13 protein-coding genes are annotated in these 19,403 nt (G+C 51.4%); 7 read left to right on the forward strand and 6 right to left on the reverse strand.

Annotated elements, in window-relative coordinates:
- Positions 1-16: 16 nt before the first annotated feature.
- The 3 genes from ATY27_RS05760 to ATY27_RS05770 are packed head-to-tail and all read left to right on the forward strand — an operon-like array spanning position 17 to position 2,327.
- The gene (locus tag ATY27_RS05760) at positions 17-376 is read left to right on the forward strand and encodes a DUF3019 domain-containing protein (RefSeq protein ID WP_208930756.1); all 360 of its coding nucleotides are present in this window, start codon (positions 17-19) and stop codon (positions 374-376) included.
- Complete coding sequence (locus ATY27_RS05765; protein WP_208930755.1) at positions 376-1,110, forward strand: response regulator transcription factor; 735 nt, start codon at positions 376-378, stop codon at positions 1,108-1,110. Before ATY27_RS05760 ends, ATY27_RS05765 begins: the two co-directional genes overlap by 1 nt.
- A complete protein-coding gene (locus ATY27_RS05770) occupies positions 1,107-2,327 on the forward strand; it encodes a HAMP domain-containing sensor histidine kinase (RefSeq protein WP_208930754.1) in 1,221 nt (406 codons plus the stop codon). Before ATY27_RS05765 ends, ATY27_RS05770 begins: the two co-directional genes overlap by 4 nt.
- A gap of 141 nt (positions 2,328-2,468) precedes the next feature.
- Here the strand turns inward: ATY27_RS05770 and ATY27_RS05775 are convergent, their stop codons facing one another.
- Positions 2,469-3,317 carry a transporter substrate-binding domain-containing protein gene (locus ATY27_RS05775; RefSeq protein WP_208930753.1) on the reverse strand — a complete coding sequence of 283 codons (849 nt, stop codon included), beginning with the start codon at positions 3,315-3,317 and terminating at the stop codon, positions 2,469-2,471.
- Between the two features lie 305 nt (positions 3,318-3,622).
- On the opposite strand from ATY27_RS05775, the gene ATY27_RS05780 reads away from it, so the two are divergent.
- The 4 genes from ATY27_RS05780 (at position 3,623) to ATY27_RS05795 (ending at position 11,785) form a co-directional block, all read left to right on the forward strand.
- The gene (locus ATY27_RS05780; RefSeq protein WP_208930752.1) at positions 3,623-8,365 is read left to right on the forward strand and encodes a DUF3320 domain-containing protein; all 4,743 of its coding nucleotides are present in this window, start codon (positions 3,623-3,625) and stop codon (positions 8,363-8,365) included.
- A gap of 72 nt (positions 8,366-8,437) precedes the next feature.
- A complete protein-coding gene (locus ATY27_RS05785; protein WP_208930751.1) occupies positions 8,438-8,905 on the forward strand; it encodes a hypothetical protein in 468 nt (155 codons plus the stop codon).
- Between the two features lie 123 nt (positions 8,906-9,028).
- The gene (locus ATY27_RS05790; protein WP_208930750.1) at positions 9,029-10,042 is read left to right on the forward strand and encodes an SIR2 family protein; all 1,014 of its coding nucleotides are present in this window, start codon (positions 9,029-9,031) and stop codon (positions 10,040-10,042) included.
- A gap of 9 nt (positions 10,043-10,051) precedes the next feature.
- Positions 10,052-11,785 (forward strand): ATP-binding protein, encoded by a 1,734-nt coding sequence (locus ATY27_RS05795; protein ID WP_208930749.1) that lies wholly within the window; start codon positions 10,052-10,054, stop codon positions 11,783-11,785.
- 210 nt (positions 11,786-11,995) lie between these two features.
- On the opposite strand, the gene gcvP is transcribed toward ATY27_RS05795, so the two are convergent.
- The 5 genes from gcvP to ubiH all read right to left on the reverse strand — a co-directional run bounded on the left by gcvP (position 11,996) and on the right by ubiH (position 19,399).
- Positions 11,996-14,884, reverse strand: coding sequence for an aminomethyl-transferring glycine dehydrogenase (gcvP, locus tag ATY27_RS05800; protein WP_208930748.1), 2,889 nt, complete (start codon positions 14,882-14,884; stop codon positions 11,996-11,998).
- Positions 14,885-15,055: 171 nt separating this feature from the next.
- Positions 15,056-15,445, reverse strand: coding sequence for a glycine cleavage system protein GcvH (gene gcvH / locus ATY27_RS05805; protein ID WP_208930747.1), 390 nt, complete (start codon positions 15,443-15,445; stop codon positions 15,056-15,058).
- Positions 15,446-15,516: 71 nt separating this feature from the next.
- Positions 15,517-16,596 carry a glycine cleavage system aminomethyltransferase GcvT gene (gene gcvT, locus ATY27_RS05810; protein WP_208930746.1) on the reverse strand — a complete coding sequence of 360 codons (1,080 nt, stop codon included), beginning with the start codon at positions 16,594-16,596 and terminating at the stop codon, positions 15,517-15,519.
- Positions 16,597-16,814: 218 nt separating this feature from the next.
- Entirely contained in the window at positions 16,815-18,059 is a 1,245-nt protein-coding gene (locus tag ATY27_RS05815) for an FAD-dependent monooxygenase (protein ID WP_208930745.1), read from the reverse strand.
- The gene (ubiH, locus tag ATY27_RS05820) at positions 18,053-19,399 is read right to left on the reverse strand and encodes a 2-octaprenyl-6-methoxyphenyl hydroxylase (RefSeq protein ID WP_244151279.1); all 1,347 of its coding nucleotides are present in this window, start codon (positions 19,397-19,399) and stop codon (positions 18,053-18,055) included. Before ubiH ends, ATY27_RS05815 begins: the two co-directional genes overlap by 7 nt.
- Between the last annotated feature and the right edge of the window lie 4 nt (positions 19,400-19,403).

Below are 19,403 nucleotides of genomic sequence, written 5' to 3' on the forward strand. Positions count from 1 at the left end.
TTTCGGGCTGATAATCATGGGAATTTTCGCTGATGCACAAGCTGCGTCAGCGACCCTGCAACTGCAATTACTGCCGCAAACCTGTGTGATCACTGAACAACAACCGCAATGTAATATCCAGCTGAAAGTAAAAGTCTCCGGCGGCGCCATCCCGCAGCAATTGTGTTTATTCCACGGTACGGTACGGCATAGCTGTCAGCGCCATTCCCCGCAACAGAGCAGCTGGTTTGAAGTGAGCATTCACACAGATAAAAACCAACACATCTATCTGAAAGGTCAGCAAGGAGAATTGTTAGCCAGTGCGGAGTTAATGCTGGTGCAGTACCAGAGCGTGCACAAACGGCATAAACGCGGTTATTTGTGGAATATGCTCTGATGCACCAGCATTCTAAAATCCTGCTGATTGAAGATGATGCCGGACTGGCACGCGGTATCATGGAGTACCTGCAGATCCAGCAAATCGACATTGTCCACGCGGCCACAGCACAAGGTGCTTTAGCGGTGCATGGCGATTTTGATTTGATCCTGTGTGACATTATGCTGCCTGACAGCAATGGACTGCATCTGCTCGCTGCCCTGCAACAACGCTGGACTTGTCCGGTGTTGTTTCTGACTGCGCTCAGCAGTGCTGACGACCAAATTTGTGGCCTGGAAGCCGGTGCTGCCGACTATTTATGTAAGCCGATTGACCCCAGCCTGCTGCTGGCAAAAATCCGCAGCAGTCTGCGCGCGAGCCAACGCCGGCAGCAAAACCGCCGTACCCTGGCACTGCATGATTTGGTGATTGATTTCAGCCTGAACCGGGCCTTACTGGCTGGCCGCCCACTGCAACTGACCAGTCTTGAATTTGATATTTTATGCTTTTTTATGACCAGACCCGGTCAAATCGTCAGCCGCGAAGTGTTATTTCAGCATTTAGTCGGCCGGGCTTACGATGGGCTGGACCGGGCCATCGATGTACGGATCAGCAGGTTGCGTAAACATCTGGAACAGCTGGCTGTCACCGGCCTAGCCATTGTCACAGTGCGCGGCCAGGGTTATCTGTTTAATTATCTGCCCGAATTGCCGCGGCCTGACGACGCATCCATTGCAAGGGAACTGCAGCGATGAAAAAACAATTTGTCCGGTTTTATTTGTTACTGTTGTTATCCTGCGCCGGACTGTTGTGGGCCTTAGGCAGTATTTTTCAGTTGCTACAACAGGAGCAATGGCATTATCAAATCAACGCCACGCAATTGTTCGATTTACAACAGCAGCAATTGTCGTTGTTTCAACAACTGCCAGCCGCCAGTTTATATTTCCCTCCTGAAATCCATCAGCTGATCGCTGAAAAACAGGTGGTTGCGGTGGATTTGCCAAACGGTCAGAGTTTGTATTACCGGCAAAGTCTGCAACCAGGTATGTTGGATCAACTGGGCCCAATGCCGACCTTGTCCAGCGCCGACGACAGTTTACCCTTCTTGTTATATGGCGCTTTGGCCTTGTTATTCCTGGCTTTATTGTGGCCGGTATTCCGGGATATCCGGGCACTGACGGATCTGACCCGGCAATTTGCCAACACACCAGGACCACTGCAAACAAAACTCAAATCAGGCTCCAGTCTGTACCCACTGGCGCAAAGCCTGGAAAAAATGTCTGCTCAGATCAGCCAGCTCATCAGCATGAATCAGGACATGTCGCGCACTATCGCCCATGAAACCCGCACCCCGCTGGCGCGGATGAAGTTTACCCTCAGCCTGGCCGGCAGCCAGCTTGAACCGCGTTTTTCCCAACGTTTACTCGATGATATTGCGGAAATTGACGCCCTGGTCAGCAATTATCTGGATTTCTCACGACTGGATTATTTTCATCACCTGTCGCAACTTCCTCTGCAAAAACCGGCCGATTTGCTCAATGATCTGGCCGGGAAGTTTGATATTTACCAGCACTCATTTGAGCTGACTTTTCAGACACAGCTGCAACATGCGCAGTTTAATTATCCGGCCTTGTTGCTGGCCGGCCAAAACTTGCTGGCCAATGCCCTGCGTTATGCCAAACAACAGATCCGGGTCGAATTCAGCCAACAGCGGGTCAAAAATGAGCTGTTTTATCAGTTAACCGTCTCGGACGATGGCCCGGGCATGGCAGAACATCCAGATGTGTTGCAACGGTTGTTTCGCCGCGGTGATAACAGTTCTGGTTTTGGCTTGGGGCTGTATATCGTCAGTAAAGTAGCCAGCTGGCATCAAGGGGAAGTCTGTATCCATTCCGCGGCAGGTCAGGGCACGGCAGTCAGTTTGCGCTGGCCTTGTCCGCACGATGGCTCAGCCATTGCGGCTGATGAATAAAGCTAAGCGGTCAACGATTCAGGCTGCGTGCTGCATGATCAAGTCAGGCGCTGCCGGATAACGCCCTCCCAACTACGCTGGTTGTCTGCGGGCAACAAGCGGTAAACCTGCGTCGCGGCGGTTCGCTATTTTGCCGGCTGGCTATTTCGCCGGCTGGCAACTGGGAGCCGCAGCTTCCGCCGTCAGTTGGTGGCTTTGCAAACCCAGCCATTTTTCGTAGATAGCCCTGGCGGTGCCATCCTGCGCCATCGCATCAAACACCGCATTCACCAGATGGCGCTTAGCAAACAGCGGCGATTTACGCGAAAACGCCACCGCCAGATGGGTGGTATTTAACACCAGCGTCTGGTCGAATTTATCCTGCATCTGGTTTTGTTCGATTAGATAGTTAATCGTCGACAAAGATCCGGCCACAGCATCCACATCACGGCCGAGGCCCGCCATCATCACGCCGGTGGTGTAGTCCAGCACCAGCTGTTTATTCATCACCGTATCAGCATCATAACGCGGATCAATTTTCAGCCCGCGTGGCGTGCCAATGCGGATCTTATACAACGCATCATAATCGGGAATGTCGAAAGTTTTACGGGCGCGTACACCAAAAGACAACGGCACCAGACAACTGCCCCGCTCCGCATACTTCGCGCGGGCTTCCCCCCAGGCCATCAAAGAAAAATCGGTACTGCCCTGCTGCAGATTTTGTTCAACCCGGGCATACGGCACCATAGTGCGTTCGGTTTTATAACCGCTGCGCCGTTCGAACTCATTCAGCAAATCAACGATGATCCCCTCAGTTTGCGAACCGTCACTGCCGGCAACTAATCGCGTCCAGGGATCAAACTGGATCATATTGGTTTTAAAAGTCGCTGCAGCATGGGCCGGCGTGCCGGCTAATAAAGTGATCAGCAGCGCAACAACGCCGGCACACTTCAGGTGCAGCGGCGTTGTCAGCATTTTTTGTGCACGTACACACAAGGACGTTATTTGCATGAATTCTCAACTATGAAATCACTCACCGGACGAACGGCGAATACAAGCATCGGTCATTTCCCCACACTATAGGCCGGGTTTAGAGCACAGTTCAAGCGCAACCGGGATCGGCAGCCTGGTCAGCAGAAATAGCTGCAGGGGTTTTATCGTGCAATGGATCTGCTCATCCAAACAAGGTAAACCGGCTTGTTACAATCCAACTGGATTGCATTTGCAAATAAGGGTTGTTATGTTTCTTTTATCTCGCCAAAACTGTGCGTATATGCAGCAGCGTAGTCACAGATAACAATTCAAAGAGGGATTTTATGGTTGTTGAGCAGCAGCTGGAACGGGCGCGCCTTGAATTATTGGATATGGGGCTTCGCGCCAATCCACAGCTCAATTACCGCAGCAATGCTAAATCGCTGGATATCATTGATGAGCAATCTGCCAAGATTTTTGACCTTTTGGTGGAGCAGGAACAAACCCTCAGCTTTTTACCTCTGCCCGAAGCTTACCAGCAAAAAATTGCCGACGATGAAGACGAAGGCACCTTCTTTCAGTCCGACGACGGCACTGAATTACCACCGTTGGATTTATACCTCGAAGAGAAAAAAGGCAGCTCCCGCTTCAGCGACAAGTACCTGCAAACGGGTCTGGTTCCGGCCAAACTTGATAAATCGCTGCTGAAGCTTGAAGCCGAAGCGCACACCATGCTGCAGGAACAAGGCATTGAAGTGCTGTATCTGGCGCTGGGATTTCTGCAATGGAGTGAGCCCGCCAACGCCGCAGTGGCGCGATATGCGCCACTGATCCTGGTACCGGTCGAATTAGTGCGTTCTTCCGCCCGCGACAGTTTCAAAATTCGTTATACCGGCGAAGACCTCGGATCTAATTTAACGCTGGCAGCCAAACTCAGAACCGAATTTAAATTAATACTGCCGGCCTACTCAGACGAAAGCACTGTTGCTGACTATTACCGGGCCGTCACAGATGCTATCGCAGCGCAACCGTCATGGCGGGTGCATCCGGATAAAATTGGTTTAGGACTGTTCTCTTTTGGCAAGTTTCAGATGTACACAGATCTGGACCCGGCCAGCTGGCCGGAACAGAAAAAACCTTCCGCCTTACCGCTGATTGGCAGGTTATTTCGCGATGGTTTTGCCGACAGCACAGAAGTCAAAGCAGAAGATCTGAACCAGCCGGAAAAACTGCATCTGGTCAAAGACGCCGACTCTACGCAGATTGAGGCGATTCTGGCGATGAAAGCCGGCACTGATTTGATTATCCAGGGGCCGCCCGGCACCGGCAAGTCGCAAACCATCACCAACATCATTGCTGAAGCAGTCGCATTGGGTAAAAAGGTGCTGTTTGTCGCGCAAAAGATGGCTGCACTGGAAGTGGTGAAAAAACGGCTGGATGAAACTCATCTGGGTTTTGCCGTATTGGAATTGCACAGCCATAAGAGCACGAAGAAAGCGGTACTCAGCTCTATTGCGGAGTCACTGGATCAGGGAAAACCACAAACTCAAAACCGTGACGCTGAACTTGCTGATTTAATCACAGCGAAAGCGCAGCTGGATGCATACGTACAGGCTATTCGTCAGCCAATACTCAACAGCGGCATAAACTACATCGATGCGTTAGGTACTTTGTTACAGCTGCAACAGCTTGATCTGGATACCAGTTTGCCTTTGATCCCATTTAACTATTTTGCCAATTGGGACAAAGAGCGATATAGCAATGCGAAGAAATTGCTGGCGGAGTTGGTACAACAGCTGGTTAAGATTGGCATACCAAATCAACATCCATTTGCCATGTCTGGCCGCACTGATTTCTCTCCCGCACTGCAACAAACTCTGACAACAACGCTGACAGCCTCAGCTTCAATGCTTGAGCAACTGGCCATTTCCAGTGATGCGCTTTGTCATTATCTGCAGCTAAATGCGCCAGAGAGTTTACTGAAGCTGCAGTCTCTGGCAAAAAGCGCCGACTGGCTGGCGAACGTGCCAGATCTGAAAAACGTCAAAGTGAACAATCCGCTTTGGCAGACCGAGCAGAAAAAAATTCAGGGCGGCCTGCATTGCCTGCAAACCTTTATCAACCTGAAAGCTGATTGCGAACAGCATTTTATTGCACAGGCGCTGGACGCTGACTTGCTCAGTATCAGACAGGGACTGATTGGCAAAACTGATAAATGGTGGCGTTTTTTGTCATCAGACTACCGTAAGGCCAAAGCCAGATTAGCTGGACTCTGGCGTAATCAGTTGCCAGATAACAACGCTGACTGGTTACGCGCGCTGGACACTGCACTGCAATATCAGGCGGCTAAACAAGAACTAGCTGATTATCAGATTTTACTTGGCCATGTATTTGGCATGCAGTGGCAAGGCGAGCTGTCGGACCATGCTGCGCTGACAACAATCTGGCAGTGGATCGATGATTTTTATGCCAAAACCAATCGCCAGGAGTTACCACCCTCTTTAGCTGAACTGATTGACCAAGGCGCTGATAAAGCCTTATTACGCAATCAGGCCGACATGCTGACTGCATTGCAAAACAAACTGCTGATCCAGCTGACAACTATAAAAGAAATACTGCAAATCGCAGCGGCGGAACCTGTTTTTAATGTTCTGACCATGCCACTGCCGCAACTGACTTCCATGTTAGCTGGCTGGCAAAACGCTGCTCAGTTATATGACTACGCCCGCTACAACCAGATCATTGAAGCGTTTTCGCCTTATCAGGTTCAGCCTGTCACCGAACTTGCGCACAGCTGGCAACGTTCCCCGGAATTGTTAATGACTGTGTTTGAGCTCAGCTATTATCGCGGCCTCGTGGAGCATGCGTATGGCAATAGCGAGCCCATCAAACGTTTTGATCGCAATAAACACCAGCAGTCTTTGCAAGACTTTAAACGGATTGATGGTGCCAGTTTGTTCTACGCACAAGAGTTGCTGGTCAGTCGACTGTATGAGCGTTTGCCGAGAAAAACCGCCATCGGTGAAATGGAGCTGGTGCTGCGTGAGCTGGGGAAGAAAAAGCGTCATATCCCCATCCGTAAACTGCTGGCAGAGGCCGGCAATGTGATACAGCAGATCAAACCGATTTTTATGATGAGCCCGATGTCGATTGCCACTTATCTGAAACAAGGTGCCCTGGACTTTGACCTGGTGATATTTGACGAAGCCAGCCAAATCCCTGCCCCGGATGCGTTAGGTGCCATGCTGCGCGGCCGGCAGGTGATTGTGGTTGGCGACAGCAAACAAATGCCGCCAAACAGTTTGTTTGGTAAAGCGGTTGAGCTGGAAGAAGAAGAGCTGGAAAACAGTGCCACGGCCGAAATGGAAAGTATTCTGGCGCTGATGGAAGCGCGTGGCGCTGCGTCAAAAATGCTGCGCTGGCACTATCGCTCGCGGCATGATTCGCTGATTGCCGTATCCAACGATCAGTTCTACCAAAACAAGTTGGTCGCTTTTCCAAGCCCAGGCTTTCACCCGGACGCGACCGGCTTACAGTTTCACTATTTGCCCGAAACCCACTATGACAAAGGCGGCAGCCGGACCAATGCCGGCGAAGTGAAAGCCGTGGTGACCGCAGTGCTGGAACATGCGCTGAGTAAACCGCATTTGTCATTGGGTGTGGTGGCGTTCAGCTTGTCGCAGCGGGACGCCATATTACTGGAGCTGGAAAAACAGCGCCGGTTGCACCCGGAAACGGATGACTTCTTTGCCCGGCACGCCGGCGGCGACGAGTTCTTTGTGAAGAACCTGGAGAACGTTCAGGGCGACGAACGCGACGTTATTCTGATTAGTATTTGTTATGGCAAAACCAACAATGGCCAGTTAAGCCAGAACTTTGGTTTGCTGAATAAACCTGGCGGCGAACGGCGCTTAAACGTGCTGATATCACGCGCCCGGCTGGCCATGGAAGTATTTGCCAATTTTAAAGGTGAAGAGCTCAAAGTCGAGACTGACAGTCCTTTTGGCGTGCGGGCGCTGCAAATCTTTTTGCAGTTTGCTGCCTCGGGCAAACTCGATAAAACTCACCACGAACAGCAGGAACAAAACTTTGCCTTTGGTGCCCTGCTCCATCAGGCAATCCAGCGGCTGGGCTATCAGGTGGCTACCCGCGTGGGGAGTCAGGGTTATTACATCGACCTTGCCGTGTGTCACCCGGCTGAGCCGGATAAATTTGTGCTGGCGCTCGAATACGATGGCGCCGGTTATTACAGTGCCGCATCAGCACGGGATCGTGAACGCCTGCGTCAGTCCGTGCTGGAAGGATTAGGCTGGACATTCGCCCGCCTCTGGTCCACCGACTGGTACCGCGACCCGGAAGCAGAACTGCAGCGGTTAAACACATTAATCGAACAGGCCATTGCCCAGCACGACAGCCGGCTGCAAGCGCAGACTGCCGACACTGAACATAAAACAAAAATAACGCTGAGTACGGCAGCTGCACAAGCTGCACCTATTTTGCGGGTCGAAGCGGAACCCGAAGAATTTGCCGCCTGTACCACGCCTTATAAAAAGACCGATGTATCTAAACTCAATATCCCGCAGGTAGATGACTTCAGCGCCATTCCACTGAGCGTACTGGTGCATGCCGTAGAGCGGATTGTCGAAACCGAATACCCAATCTATGCCTCATTAGTGGCCACACGCCTTGCCAACGCCGCCGGCCTCACTCGGGTTGGTGCCAAAATCCGCCGAACCGTAGACCAGGCAATTGAGAGCGCCGCAAACAGAGATTTGATCCGCCAGGACCAAGACGAAGTGCTATGGCCCCAAGGCCGCAACACAGTAAAACTGCGCAACTGGAACAGCGCCGACGCCAATACCCGCAAACTGGAAAACGTCTGCGACGCAGAACTAACCAACGCCTTATTACTGACAGTACAAGACGCCCACGCCATCAGCATCAGCGACGCCGCTTCAGCTGCCTTGGGCCTGCTCGGCTTTCAGCGTGCAACAGCACCTGCCGTGGAACGGATGAGTCAGTTGGCGCAAGTTCAGTGTGATAAGGGAGTTTTGGTTTGTGAGAATGAGCGGTTGAAAATTGCTTGAACAATTATGATTGATAACGCTGCTATCTAATTTCTAATTGCAATTTGTCTTTATAAACCAGAGTACAGAGTGATGCCTACACATAAAGTAATAGAAGATGCCCTAAAGAATATTTTTACTGGGATAGCGCTATTAAAAGAAGCTCTACCAAGCAAGGAATTCACAATCGATGGAAGGCTTGTAGGAGATATCGGAGAAGCTATCGTTCAACGTGACTACAACATAAAACTTTATGAAGGACTAACAAAAGACTATGACGGTGAAACTCCTTGCGGGAAGAAAGTTCAAATAAAGGCCACTTTCAAAGATTCACTTACATTTAGAAAAATATCCGACTACTACATTGGCATCAAAATTTATGAAAACGGTCAATACGAAGAAATTTTTAATGGCCCAGGATACGTTATTGCTGAGGAATACATCCACCGAAAGGGTTTTGGTAAAAATTTGCTATCGTTCCCAATCAAAAGATTGAAAGATCTTTCAAAAAAGGTAAGCAATGATCATCGCATCACGAGAAAGATAGAAAAAACGACTTAATTTGTTCACACTGATATTCAGAAAGTACATTCCTTGGTTTCTGAAAATTATACGTTTAGAAAAAAGTGTCTGTTCATCAGAGCTCACAAAAATGATTCAGAGAAATATAATGGTGCAATTGACATGTCTGATGTGAACTACAAAAAACAAGCTCAGGACTACTACAACAAGGCTCCCCTTATAATCTTAGGCAGTGGCGCATCGGCCGCCCATGGAATGTCCGGCATGGCTGCGCTCGCAAAGTATCTGACTGAAAATATCAATATTTCCGGATTATCCACTGGTGAGGTAACCGTTTGGCAGAATTTCTGTGACAAACTGACTGCAGGAGTTGACCTAGAATCTGCGCTACATCAGGTAGCTGTAACAGAACTGCTAACCTCCAGAATTATTAGTACTACCTGGTCACTCCTCAACACTGAAGATATCAACATTTACCATAAAAGCCTGCAGAATCAGGCTATGTTTCCACTAAGCCGGCTACTGAGCCACATGTTTGAAAGCAGCCTTACCAGATTAAATATTGTTACTACGAATTACGATCGACTCGCTGAATACGCCTGCGATCAGGCGCGAATTCATCATTACACGGGCTTCACACACGGATTTTTCCGACAACTGGCTGCACCGAATGAGATAAACTCTGCCCGCAGAGTCAATATCTGGAAGGTGCACGGTTCGCTGGACTGGTTTAAATCGCCGCTCGACGACATTGTAGCGCTATCAAATATTCAAGGAATCCCTGTCAACTACAAGCCGGAGATAGTAACTCCCGGCACTCAGAAATACCAAACGACGCATTTAGAACCATACCGATCAATTATCAACAATGCCGACCAAGCGATTACTATGGCGAACTCATACCTGTGTATTGGCTACGGTTTCAATGACGAGCACATACAGCCAAAACTCATGGCGAGATGTCAGCGGCAGAATATCCCAATAACGATTATTACCTATGGCCTTTCAGACGCTGCCAGAAACCTAATCAAGGACGGTAAAGCGAAAAATTGCCTTGCAATAGAGCGGGGAGCCAGCGACGACCAGTCAATCGTTTACTCCTCATTGGATAAGACTTCAGTGACCGTTGAAAGAAACTTGTGGAGTCTTGAGGGTTACCTGTCACTTATCATGTAGGAAGAAGATATGCCGATTTTCAATTTTAGGGATGAAGATGCCCTTGGAAAGGTTGCTTCCGTCGATACGACAAACGTTATCGTGGACGTAGAAAATATAGACCAACTCAAAAGATTACAAGTCAACCATCTGGCCGTGCTCCAAAGCAGTAGACCTGGACAGCATCTCATCGGGCTCATAACCCAGGTGACACGTAAGCGTGGTATCGAGGACGTAGTCAATGATGGCATCAGCGAGCGGACATCAGAACTGAATCTGTGCAAAATCGCACTGATCGGCACGATGCTGGATCGTGATGGAGATAGAGAAAATGTATTTCGCCGCACTCTGGAAAGTGTTCCAGAAATTGACGCAAATTGCTTTTCGCTAGAGGGCGAAAACCTTACCGGATTTATGCGTACGCTCTCTAGCGTCTCAGCAGATGGCAATGCCCTAACACTGGGCAAATACACACTTGACGAACACGCTATTGCCTATCTTAACGGTAACAAATTTTTCCAGCGCCACGCTTTCATCGGCGGCAGCACAGGGTCAGGTAAGTCCTGGACGACAGCCAAGATTATTGAACAGATGGCAGGGCTCTCTACGGCTAACGCCATTGTTTTTGACCTTCATGGTGAATACTCACCATTGGTGGGAAAGAGTATTCAGCACTTCAAGGTAGCCGGACCTGCAGATGTGGAGGCAAAACGCACCATTGACGAGGGCGTGCTTTACCTGCCGTATTGGCTGCTTTCGTATGAAGCGCTCGTCTCAATGTTTGTTGACCGAAGTGATCAGAATGCGCCTAACCAGGCAATGATCATGTCCCGTGAGATCAACCAGGCCAAAAGAAAGTACTTAGATGACGACGGCCAAGAGGACATTCTGAAGCACTTCACAGTAGATAGCCCGGTTCCATTCGATCTGGAAGTTCTGATGGGCAGGCTGAACGAGATCAACGTGGAGATGGTGCCAGGCGCATCGGCCGGTAAAGAAAAGCAGGGAGACTTCTTCGGAAAGTTAGCACGAATGATTTCACGCCTTGAGAACAAAATCTCTGATAGACGTCTTGGTTTCATGTTCAGTGGCGGCGGAGATGTTCTGGATTTTACCTGGCTTGAAAAATTCACCACGGCAGTGCTCGGTTGCTCAGGGGAGAATGGCAAAGCAGGGATTAAGATCATCAATTTTTCCGAAGTACCTTCAGACGTTCTTCCGCTGATCGTTTCCCTTGTCGCGCGGGTTACATTCTCAATCCAGCAGTGGACACCATCAGAACTACGCCATCCGATAGCACTTCTGTGTGATGAGGCTCATCTTTACATGCCCCAGCGAAACATGGCGGAGTCCGCTGACGATATCTCCCTTGATATTTTCGAACGCATTGCCAAAGAAGGACGCAAGTATGGTGTCAGCCTTGTGGTGATAAGCCAACGTCCTTCCGAGGTTAATAAAACGATGCTTAGCCAATGCAGCAACTTCGTGTCCATGAGGCTGACCAATGCTGAAGATCAGGGCGTTATCAAGAGACTTCTCCCCGATAGTCTTGGCGGTTTCAGTGACATCCTGCCGACCCTTGATACAGGCGAGGCGTTAGTAGTTGGGGATGCGAGTTTGCTGCCAAGTAGAATTAGGATCGATGAACCTAGAAACAAGCCAAATAGTGGGACCGTCAATTTCTGGGATGAATGGCAGAAACCAGTCAAAGGTAAGCGCTTGTCAATTGCTGTTGATAACTGGCGTAAGCAGAATATTCAATAGTGGAAGTAAGTACTAACCAAATTTTCGTCCGATTAATCGTTTCTTAGCATGCATAAAACACGTTAGCACAACTCGAATATTCTTTTACGCCAGACCACTCCAAATATCTTGTGAAGTAAGAATTTAAAACAAAAGGGCCTTTCGGCCCTTTTGGTTATGTGTTTCGGTGAGTCACAAACTTAATTACACGCTGACAACCCAAAAATTTTATTACCGGTAATCTTCCGGGCTTGGGCATGCACACATCAGATTCCGGTCGCCGTAGACGTCATCGATGCGTGTTACTGTTGGCCAGAACTTGTTGTCGGCAACGTACTGCGTTGGGAACGCTGCGTATTGACGGTCGTAGGCGCGGTCCCAGTTGGCGTCGAAAATGTCGGCCATAGTGTGCGGCGCGAAGTGCAGCGGGCTGTTGTCTGCTGTCCATTCGCCGGCTTCTACTTTGGCAATTTCTGCGCGGATAGAAGTCATGGCTTCGATAAACTTGTCCAGTTCCACTTTGGATTCTGATTCAGTTGGTTCAATCATCAGCGTGCCAGCCACCGGGAATGACATCGTCGGTGCGTGGAAGCCGTAGTCCATCAGGCGTTTGGCGATGTCCATTTCGGTGACGCCAGTGGCTTCTTTCAGCGGACGCATGTCGATAATACATTCGTGCGCGACGCGGCCGTTGGTGCCTTTGTACAGTACCGGGAACATCGGGTCGAGTTTGGCCGCCATGTAGTTGGCGTTCAGGATGGCGTATTCAGTTGCCTGACGTAAGCCCTCGCCGCCCATCATTTTGATGTACATCCAGCTGATTGGCAGAATGCCGGCGCTGCCAAATGGCGCGGCCGATACTGCGCCGTTGTTGGCGCCGGTGTCTTCGATTTTCACCACCGCGTGGTTTGGCAGGAACGGGGCCAGCTGTTTCTTCACACCGATTGGACCCATGCCCGGGCCGCCACCGCCGTGTGGAATACAGAAGGTTTTGTGCAGGTTTAAGTGCGATACGTCAGCACCGATAAAGCCTGGCGCTGTCACACCGACCTGCGCGTTCATGTTGGCGCCGTCCATGTAGACCTGGCCGCCATGGGCGTGGATGATGTCACACAGCTCGCGGATAGATTCTTCAAATACACCGTGTGTCGACGGGTAAGTCACCATGATGGCCGCTAAACGGTCAGACACAGCTTCAGCTTTGGCTTTTAAATCGGCCATGTCGATGTTGCCTGACTTGTCACAGTCCACCAGTACTACTTCGAAGCTCGCCATTGCCGCAGTTGCCGGGTTGGTGCCGTGCGCAGAGACCGGAATTAAACAGATGTTGCGGTGACCTTCGCCACGGCTTTCGTGGTATTTGCGAATGGCAATCATACCGGCGTATTCGCCTTGTGCGCCTGAGTTCGGCTGCATCGACATTTGGTCGTAACCGGTGATGTTCACCAGCCAGTCGGCCAGTTCGCCAATCATCTGGTAATAACCTTCCGCCTGATTTTTTGGCACGAACGGGTGCAGTGCGCCAAATTCTGGCCAGGTCACCGGGATCATCTCGGCGGTGGCGTTTAACTTCATCGTGCACGAACCTAAAGAAATCATCGAGTGGTTCAGTGCTAAGTCTTTGTTTTCCAGCTTTTTGATATAACGCAGCATCTCAGTTTCGCTGTGATACTGGTTAAAGACCGGGTGCGTTAAGTACTTGGAAGTACGTACTAAATCAGCCGGAATTGAGTCAGAGCCTTTAGCAACGATAGCGGCGTCAAGCGCTGCAACGTCCAGGCCGTGGCCTGTGCCGAATACGATGTCAAAGAGTTCAGCGATATCAGCAGCAGTGGTGGCTTCGCTGAAACTGACGCCTAAAGAGTCAGCCAGATCAGTCCGGAAGTTCACGCCAGCGGCTTCTGCGCGCGCGATGACTTCAGCACGGTTAGCCAGGCTGAACGTCACAGTGTCGAACCAGGTGTTGTGTTTCAGTGCAACGCCTTTGGCGATTAAGCCGGCAGCGAACACGTCGGCAGAGCGGTGAATGCGCTCAGCGATGTTTTTAAGGCCTTGCGGGCCGTGGTACACACAGTAGAACGACGCCATGTTGGCCAGTAACACCTGTGCAGTACAGATGTTCGAGTTGGCTTTTTCACGGCGGATATGTTGTTCCCGCGTTTGCATTGCCATGCGCAGCGCCTGATTGCCACGGCGGTCTTTTGACACACCGATGATGCGGCCTGGCATAGAACGTTTGTAATCGTCGCGCGTAGCGAAGAATGCTGAGTGTGGGCCACCGAAGGCCATTGGCACACCAAAACGCTGGGCAGAGCCTAATACGACGTCTGCGCCCAATTCGCCCGGTGCTTTTAACAGCAGCAGCGCCATTGGGTCAGTTGCGACCGCAACTACGGCTTTTTTCGCTTTTAAATCAGCGATTAACTGCGCGTCGTTACGCACTTCACCAGTCGTTGACGGGTATTGGATTAATGCGCCGAATACATCGTGGTTCACGGCGTCAGCGGCTTTGCCTACGATGGTGTCAAAACCAAACATCTCGGCACGGGTGCGTACCACGTCAATCGTTTGCGGATGCACGTCATCGGCGATGAAGTAAGTGTTGGATTTGTTTTTGGTGACGCGTTTAGCCAGTGCCATCGCTTCGGCGGCAGCTGTGGCCTCGTCCAGCAGTGACGCTGAAGCCAGTTCCATGCCGGTTAAATCTAATGAAACCTGCTGGAAATTCAGCAGTGCTTCTAAACGGCCCTGGGCAATTTCTGGCTGGTATGGCGTGTACGCGGTGTACCAGCCCGGGTTTTCTAACACGTTACGCAGGATCACGTTTGGCGTGTGCGTTGGGTGGTAACCCATACCGATGTATGATTTGAAGATTTTGTTTTTGCTGGCGACTGCTTTTAAGTAGGACAGCGCTTCCACTTCGTTAACTGCTTCGCCTGTCGCCAGTGGCGTGGTCAGACGGATACCGGCCGGCACTGTCTGAGCGATCAGCTCTTCAACGCTGCTGACACCTAATTCGGCCAGCATGGCCTGGGTCTGCTCAGCGTCCGGACCAATGTGGCGGGCGATAAATTCTTGATGATTCGCAAGTTGCGACAGGGTTTTGACTGAAGTGGTCATGCCTGAGATTCCTGATAGTGAACTTAAAAGCTGTTTGTACGCTGCCGGCGGCGATTGGGCCACCGGTTGCCGAAATTCAGTTTTGGCCAGCAAGCTGGCGACAAGGCTGTGCCCGCCGCTAAATCAAAGCCCCGTAAAACGGGGCTTTGCGGCGCTGGCTCTTAGCCTTGCTTATTCTTCGTCGATGGCGTTTTTGTAACCAGCGGCGTCTAACAGACCAGCAACTTCGCTCTCGTCGGACGCTTTGATTTTGAACATCCAGCCGTCAGTGTATGGCGCGCTGTTAACCAGCTCTGGTGAATCGGTCAGTGCTTCATTCACTTCGAGGATCTCACCGGCGATTGGTGCGTAGATGTCAGAGGCAGCTTTCACAGATTCAGCCACTGCAACGTCGTCGCCCTGAGCGACAGAGTCACCCACTTCTGGCAGCTCAACAAATACCATGTCACCCAGCAGGTCCTGAGCGTGCTCAGTAATACCTACGGTGTACACACCGTTGCCTTCACTGCGCAGCCACTCGTGAGAAGATGCATACTTTAATTCGGTAGGGATATTGCTCATTTATTTATTCCTCGGACCTAACTCGACGTTTTTTATTGAGTGTTTGTATAAAAAATTCTGCAAAAGCCAGTTTAGACGACTTTTTTGCCCATGCGGACAAAAGACGGCTTGACGACTTTAACCGGTACTAATTTACCACGGATGTCCACTTCAGCGCTGTCGCCGGTCGAAGCCGGTACACGGGCCATCGCAATAGAATAACCTAAGGTTGGCGAGAAAGTCCCTGAAGTAATTTCACCTTCGCCACCTTCTACGACGACGCGCTGGCCGTGGCGTAACACACCTTTTTGTTCCATCACCAGACCAACCAGCTTGTCAGTACCCGCTGCTTTTTGCTGCTCGAGCGCCGCGCGGCCGATGAAGTTACGATCGCTTGGTTCCCAGGCGATAGTCCAGCCCATGTTGGCGGCCAGTGGCGATACGGTTTCGTCCATATCCTGGCCATACAGGTTCATGCCTGCTTCTAAACGCAGTGTGTCGCGTGCGCCTAAACCGGCAGGTTTAACGCCCGCATCTAACAGTTGTTGCCAGAAATCAGCCGCTTGGGCTTCTGGGACAGAAATTTCGTAACCGTCTTCACCGGTGTAACCAGTGGTGGCGATAAACAAATCACCGGCTTGCACACCAAAGAATGGTTTCATGCCAGCTACAGCAGCTTGTTGTTCAGCGGAGAGGATAGTAGCGACTTTGGCTTTGGCGTTCGGGCCTTGTACCGCGATCATCGCAAATTCAGGACGCTCAGTGACGCTGACGTCAAAGGCTTTGGCTTGTGCGTTGATCCAGGCTAAGTCTTTTTCGCGGGTGGCGGAGTTCACCACTAAGCGGAAGAAATCTTCAGTCAGGAAATAGACGATCAAATCGTCGATGACGCCACCAGCTTCATTCAGCATGCCGCTGTATAAGGCTTTGCCAGGGACTGTGAGTTTGGCCACGTCATTGGCCAATAAGAAACGCAGGAATTCGCGGGTACGAGAGCCTTTGAGGTCAACGATGGTCATGTGTGACACGTCGAACATGCCGGCGTCTTGGCGCACAGCGTGGTGCTCTTCAATCTGTGAACCGTAGTGCAGTGGCATGTCCCAGCCGTGGAAATCAACCACTTTTGCGCCAGCTTCCAGATGTTTTGCGTATAACACAGTTTGTTGAGCCATCAGTACTTTCCTCTGGTGCCGGTACATAGCCGGCTGTCTAGGTATTAAACCTGTAAGGGCAGAAAGTGACACAGTAGGTCGGGCGGATGCCGTTATAACCGACTGGCCACCAAAAGATGGCCCGGATTATAACCGATGGACTCCACGTCAAATAGCCCCTTTTCGATTAGATTTAATAATCCGAAAACAGGCGCTATGACCGCTTTAGCCGAACAACATTACAAAGAGATGACGCCAGGCCGCGCCACAGCTGGCAAATCGCCATGATTGCCGAGCGCTGCCGCCAGCAGCTGCCGCTTCACCGGCGCCAGCTGATTAGTGGCCGCCATGCCAACAGCTCGTACCAGCTTGGCCAGCGGATGCTGCAACATAAAGCCGCGTTTGAAGGCTTCCATCAACGCAATCATCTGTTGCGCCTCGGCTTTTCGCCAGCGTTCGTACTGCCGCAGCATGCGTTGCTCGTTACAGGTTCGACCAGTGGAGATATTTTGTACTATTAGTTCTGCTAATGCACAAACATCCATCAGCCCGAGGTTCATGCCCTGCCCGGCCAGCGGATGTATGGTGTGCGCCGCATCTGCCACCAGCACGGCGTTATGCTTCACCCATTGGCTGGCATAACGCATTTTCAGTGGATAACTGCGCCGCTCACTTTGTACAGCAAGCACGCCCAGCACCGACTGACTGGCCGCCGTCAGCGCCTGATTAAATTGTTCGGCAGGCAGAGTTATCAGCTCTGCCGCACGCTCCGGCGCCACACTCCAGACGATTGAAACTAAGTGAGGATCGGCCAGTGGCAATAACGCCAATGGCCCGGTCGGCAAAAACACCTGGCGGGCAGTCGCCTGATGCGGCTCGCTGGTGCGCACCACAGCGACTAAACCATGATGATCGTAATCCCAGAACGCCAACGGCATTTTTAACTGCTCGCGCACCATCGAGTTCGCACCGTCCGCCCCGACCAGCAATTTGCTGATATAGGCGCTGCCGTCAGCCAGCGTCAGCAGATTCTGTCGCTCGCTGGCACTGATTTGCTGGATGCGGGCATCAAACTTCCATTGGATATTCGGATACTGTTGGGCACGTTGATATAAACAACAACGCAGTTCTTCGTTATCGACAATCCAACCGAGCGCGGGTGAAGAGCTACCGTTTTGCGCATCAAGCGCGCCTAAATCACTGGTGGCAAATTCGATGCGGGCAAAACTATCCGCCTCCCACACCTGCATCTGCTGATAAGCCGGTTTGGCGTTTAACAATTGCCAGACGCCAAGGCTGTCCAGCACGCGCATGGAGGCCAGATTGAGTGCACTGACGCGGTTTAAGCTGGCCGCACCGGCTTGCGGTGCCGGCCCTTGTTCGAGCACGGTGATTTGCAAATCCGGGCTATTTTTCGCCAGCAATAACGCCAAAGTCAGACCAGCACTGCCGGCGCCGGTGATCAGAATATCGGTATCTAACATGATGAATGTCCGGTGGCGGCGCCTTTTGCTTCATAAGTGGCCGCATGAGTGGCTGTTTGAGTTGTCACTTGAGAGGCTGTTTGCTGGTACAACGCGATTTGTTGCTGTTGGCTGGCGAGCGGTGATAGCCCCATCGTCAGCGCTGCGAACGGCTGTTTCAGCACGCTGCACTGGTTCAGCACAGTAAGACCCAGGCTTCGGCCGAGCGCCAGCAGTTTGCTGTCGTTAGAAAATAATCGCACCAGGCTGTCGGTAAAACCCACCACCTGCGCCATATCGGCGCTTCGCAGCAGCTGATATTGCCGGGTCAGCCCATAAGATCCAGCGTCCGGGCTGTGAATAGCCAGCAGCTGCAACAGCGCATCTAAATCCCGCAGCGCCAGATTAAAACCTTGTCCGGCAATGGGATGTAAGTTGTGCAGGCTGTTGCCACAGAGTACCAGCCGGTGGTCGGCCGCTTTGGCTGCAGTTTTTAACTTCAGCGGATATAACACGCGGTTGCCGACGCCGCTAAAAACTCCGGCGCTGTAACCAAGCGCCTGCTGTAACGCAGCAATAAACTCCGCATCCGGCAGTGCCTTCAGCGCAACGGCCTGCTCTGGCTGGCAAGTCCAAACCAGCGAATAACGCTGCTGGGTTAATGGCAATAACGCCAGCGGGCCATCAATGGTAAAACGTTCAAAAGCTTTGCCCTGATGCGGCGCAGCGACTGCTACATTCGCAATCAGCGCGCTTTGCTGATAATCATGTTGCACGCCATCGATGCCGGCAAGCGCGCGGCTTGGCGAATCACCGCCTTCGCACAGCACTAATAAGCGACACGAAAGCTCAGTACCACTTTTTAGCTGCAAATGCCGCAAGTCGCGCTCGGTGCGGATAGCGCTGATTTGATCCGGCCTGAACCAGGTCAGCTGGCTCGCCGGTACTTGCTGTAACTGTTGATATAACAGCCGGCCAATCCATTCAATTTCAATGACATAACCTAAAGCGCTGCGGCCAAACTCGGTCGCGGTTAACCGGCTTTTGCCAAAATGGCCGCGGTCCGACACCTGAATATGCTCGATGGCACAGGCATGCGGTTTTAACTCAGGCCACAGGCCCCAGCGGGCTAATAGCGCCACACTGCCGGCAGAGAGCGCAATGCTACGGCTATCGAAGCTGGTGGTGTGTTGTTCACCGCCTTGCTGTTCAACACTTTGTTGCTCAATGATAGCAATGCGAAGGTGTGGCAACTGGCGGGTGATTTGCAGCGCCAGCATGGCGCCGGTCATGCCGCCGCCGGCGATCACCAGGTCAAATGGCTTGTCACTGTTCTTTGCCGTGCTTTGGGCTGAACTCACATCT

It is taken from the genome of Rheinheimera sp. F8, from assembly GCF_001518915.1.

Excerpts from the sequence above, each read along its gene's own strand:
- ATY27_RS05790 (WP_208930750.1), top strand. The coding sequence starts at position 9,029 with ATGTCTGATGTGAACTACAAAAAACAAGCTCAGGACTACTACAACAAG.
- ATY27_RS05760 (WP_208930756.1), top strand. The coding sequence starts at position 17 with ATGGGAATTTTCGCTGATGCACAAGCTGCGTCAGCGACCCTGCAACTG.
- ATY27_RS05815 (WP_208930745.1), bottom strand. The coding sequence starts at position 18,059 with ATGTTAGATACCGATATTCTGATCACCGGCGCCGGCAGTGCTGGTCTG.
- gcvP (WP_208930748.1), bottom strand. The coding sequence starts at position 14,884 with ATGACCACTTCAGTCAAAACCCTGTCGCAACTTGCGAATCATCAAGAA.
- ATY27_RS05765 (WP_208930755.1), top strand. The coding sequence starts at position 376 with ATGCACCAGCATTCTAAAATCCTGCTGATTGAAGATGATGCCGGACTG.
- ATY27_RS05770 (WP_208930754.1), top strand. The coding sequence starts at position 1,107 with ATGAAAAAACAATTTGTCCGGTTTTATTTGTTACTGTTGTTATCCTGC.
- gcvH (WP_208930747.1), bottom strand. The coding sequence starts at position 15,445 with ATGAGCAATATCCCTACCGAATTAAAGTATGCATCTTCTCACGAGTGG.
- gcvT (WP_208930746.1), bottom strand. The coding sequence starts at position 16,596 with ATGGCTCAACAAACTGTGTTATACGCAAAACATCTGGAAGCTGGCGCA.
- ATY27_RS05785 (WP_208930751.1), top strand. The coding sequence starts at position 8,438 with ATGCCTACACATAAAGTAATAGAAGATGCCCTAAAGAATATTTTTACT.
- ATY27_RS05780 (WP_208930752.1), top strand. The coding sequence starts at position 3,623 with ATGGTTGTTGAGCAGCAGCTGGAACGGGCGCGCCTTGAATTATTGGAT.
- ATY27_RS05795 (WP_208930749.1), top strand. The coding sequence starts at position 10,052 with ATGCCGATTTTCAATTTTAGGGATGAAGATGCCCTTGGAAAGGTTGCT.
- ATY27_RS05775 (WP_208930753.1), bottom strand. The coding sequence starts at position 3,317 with ATGCAAATAACGTCCTTGTGTGTACGTGCACAAAAAATGCTGACAACG.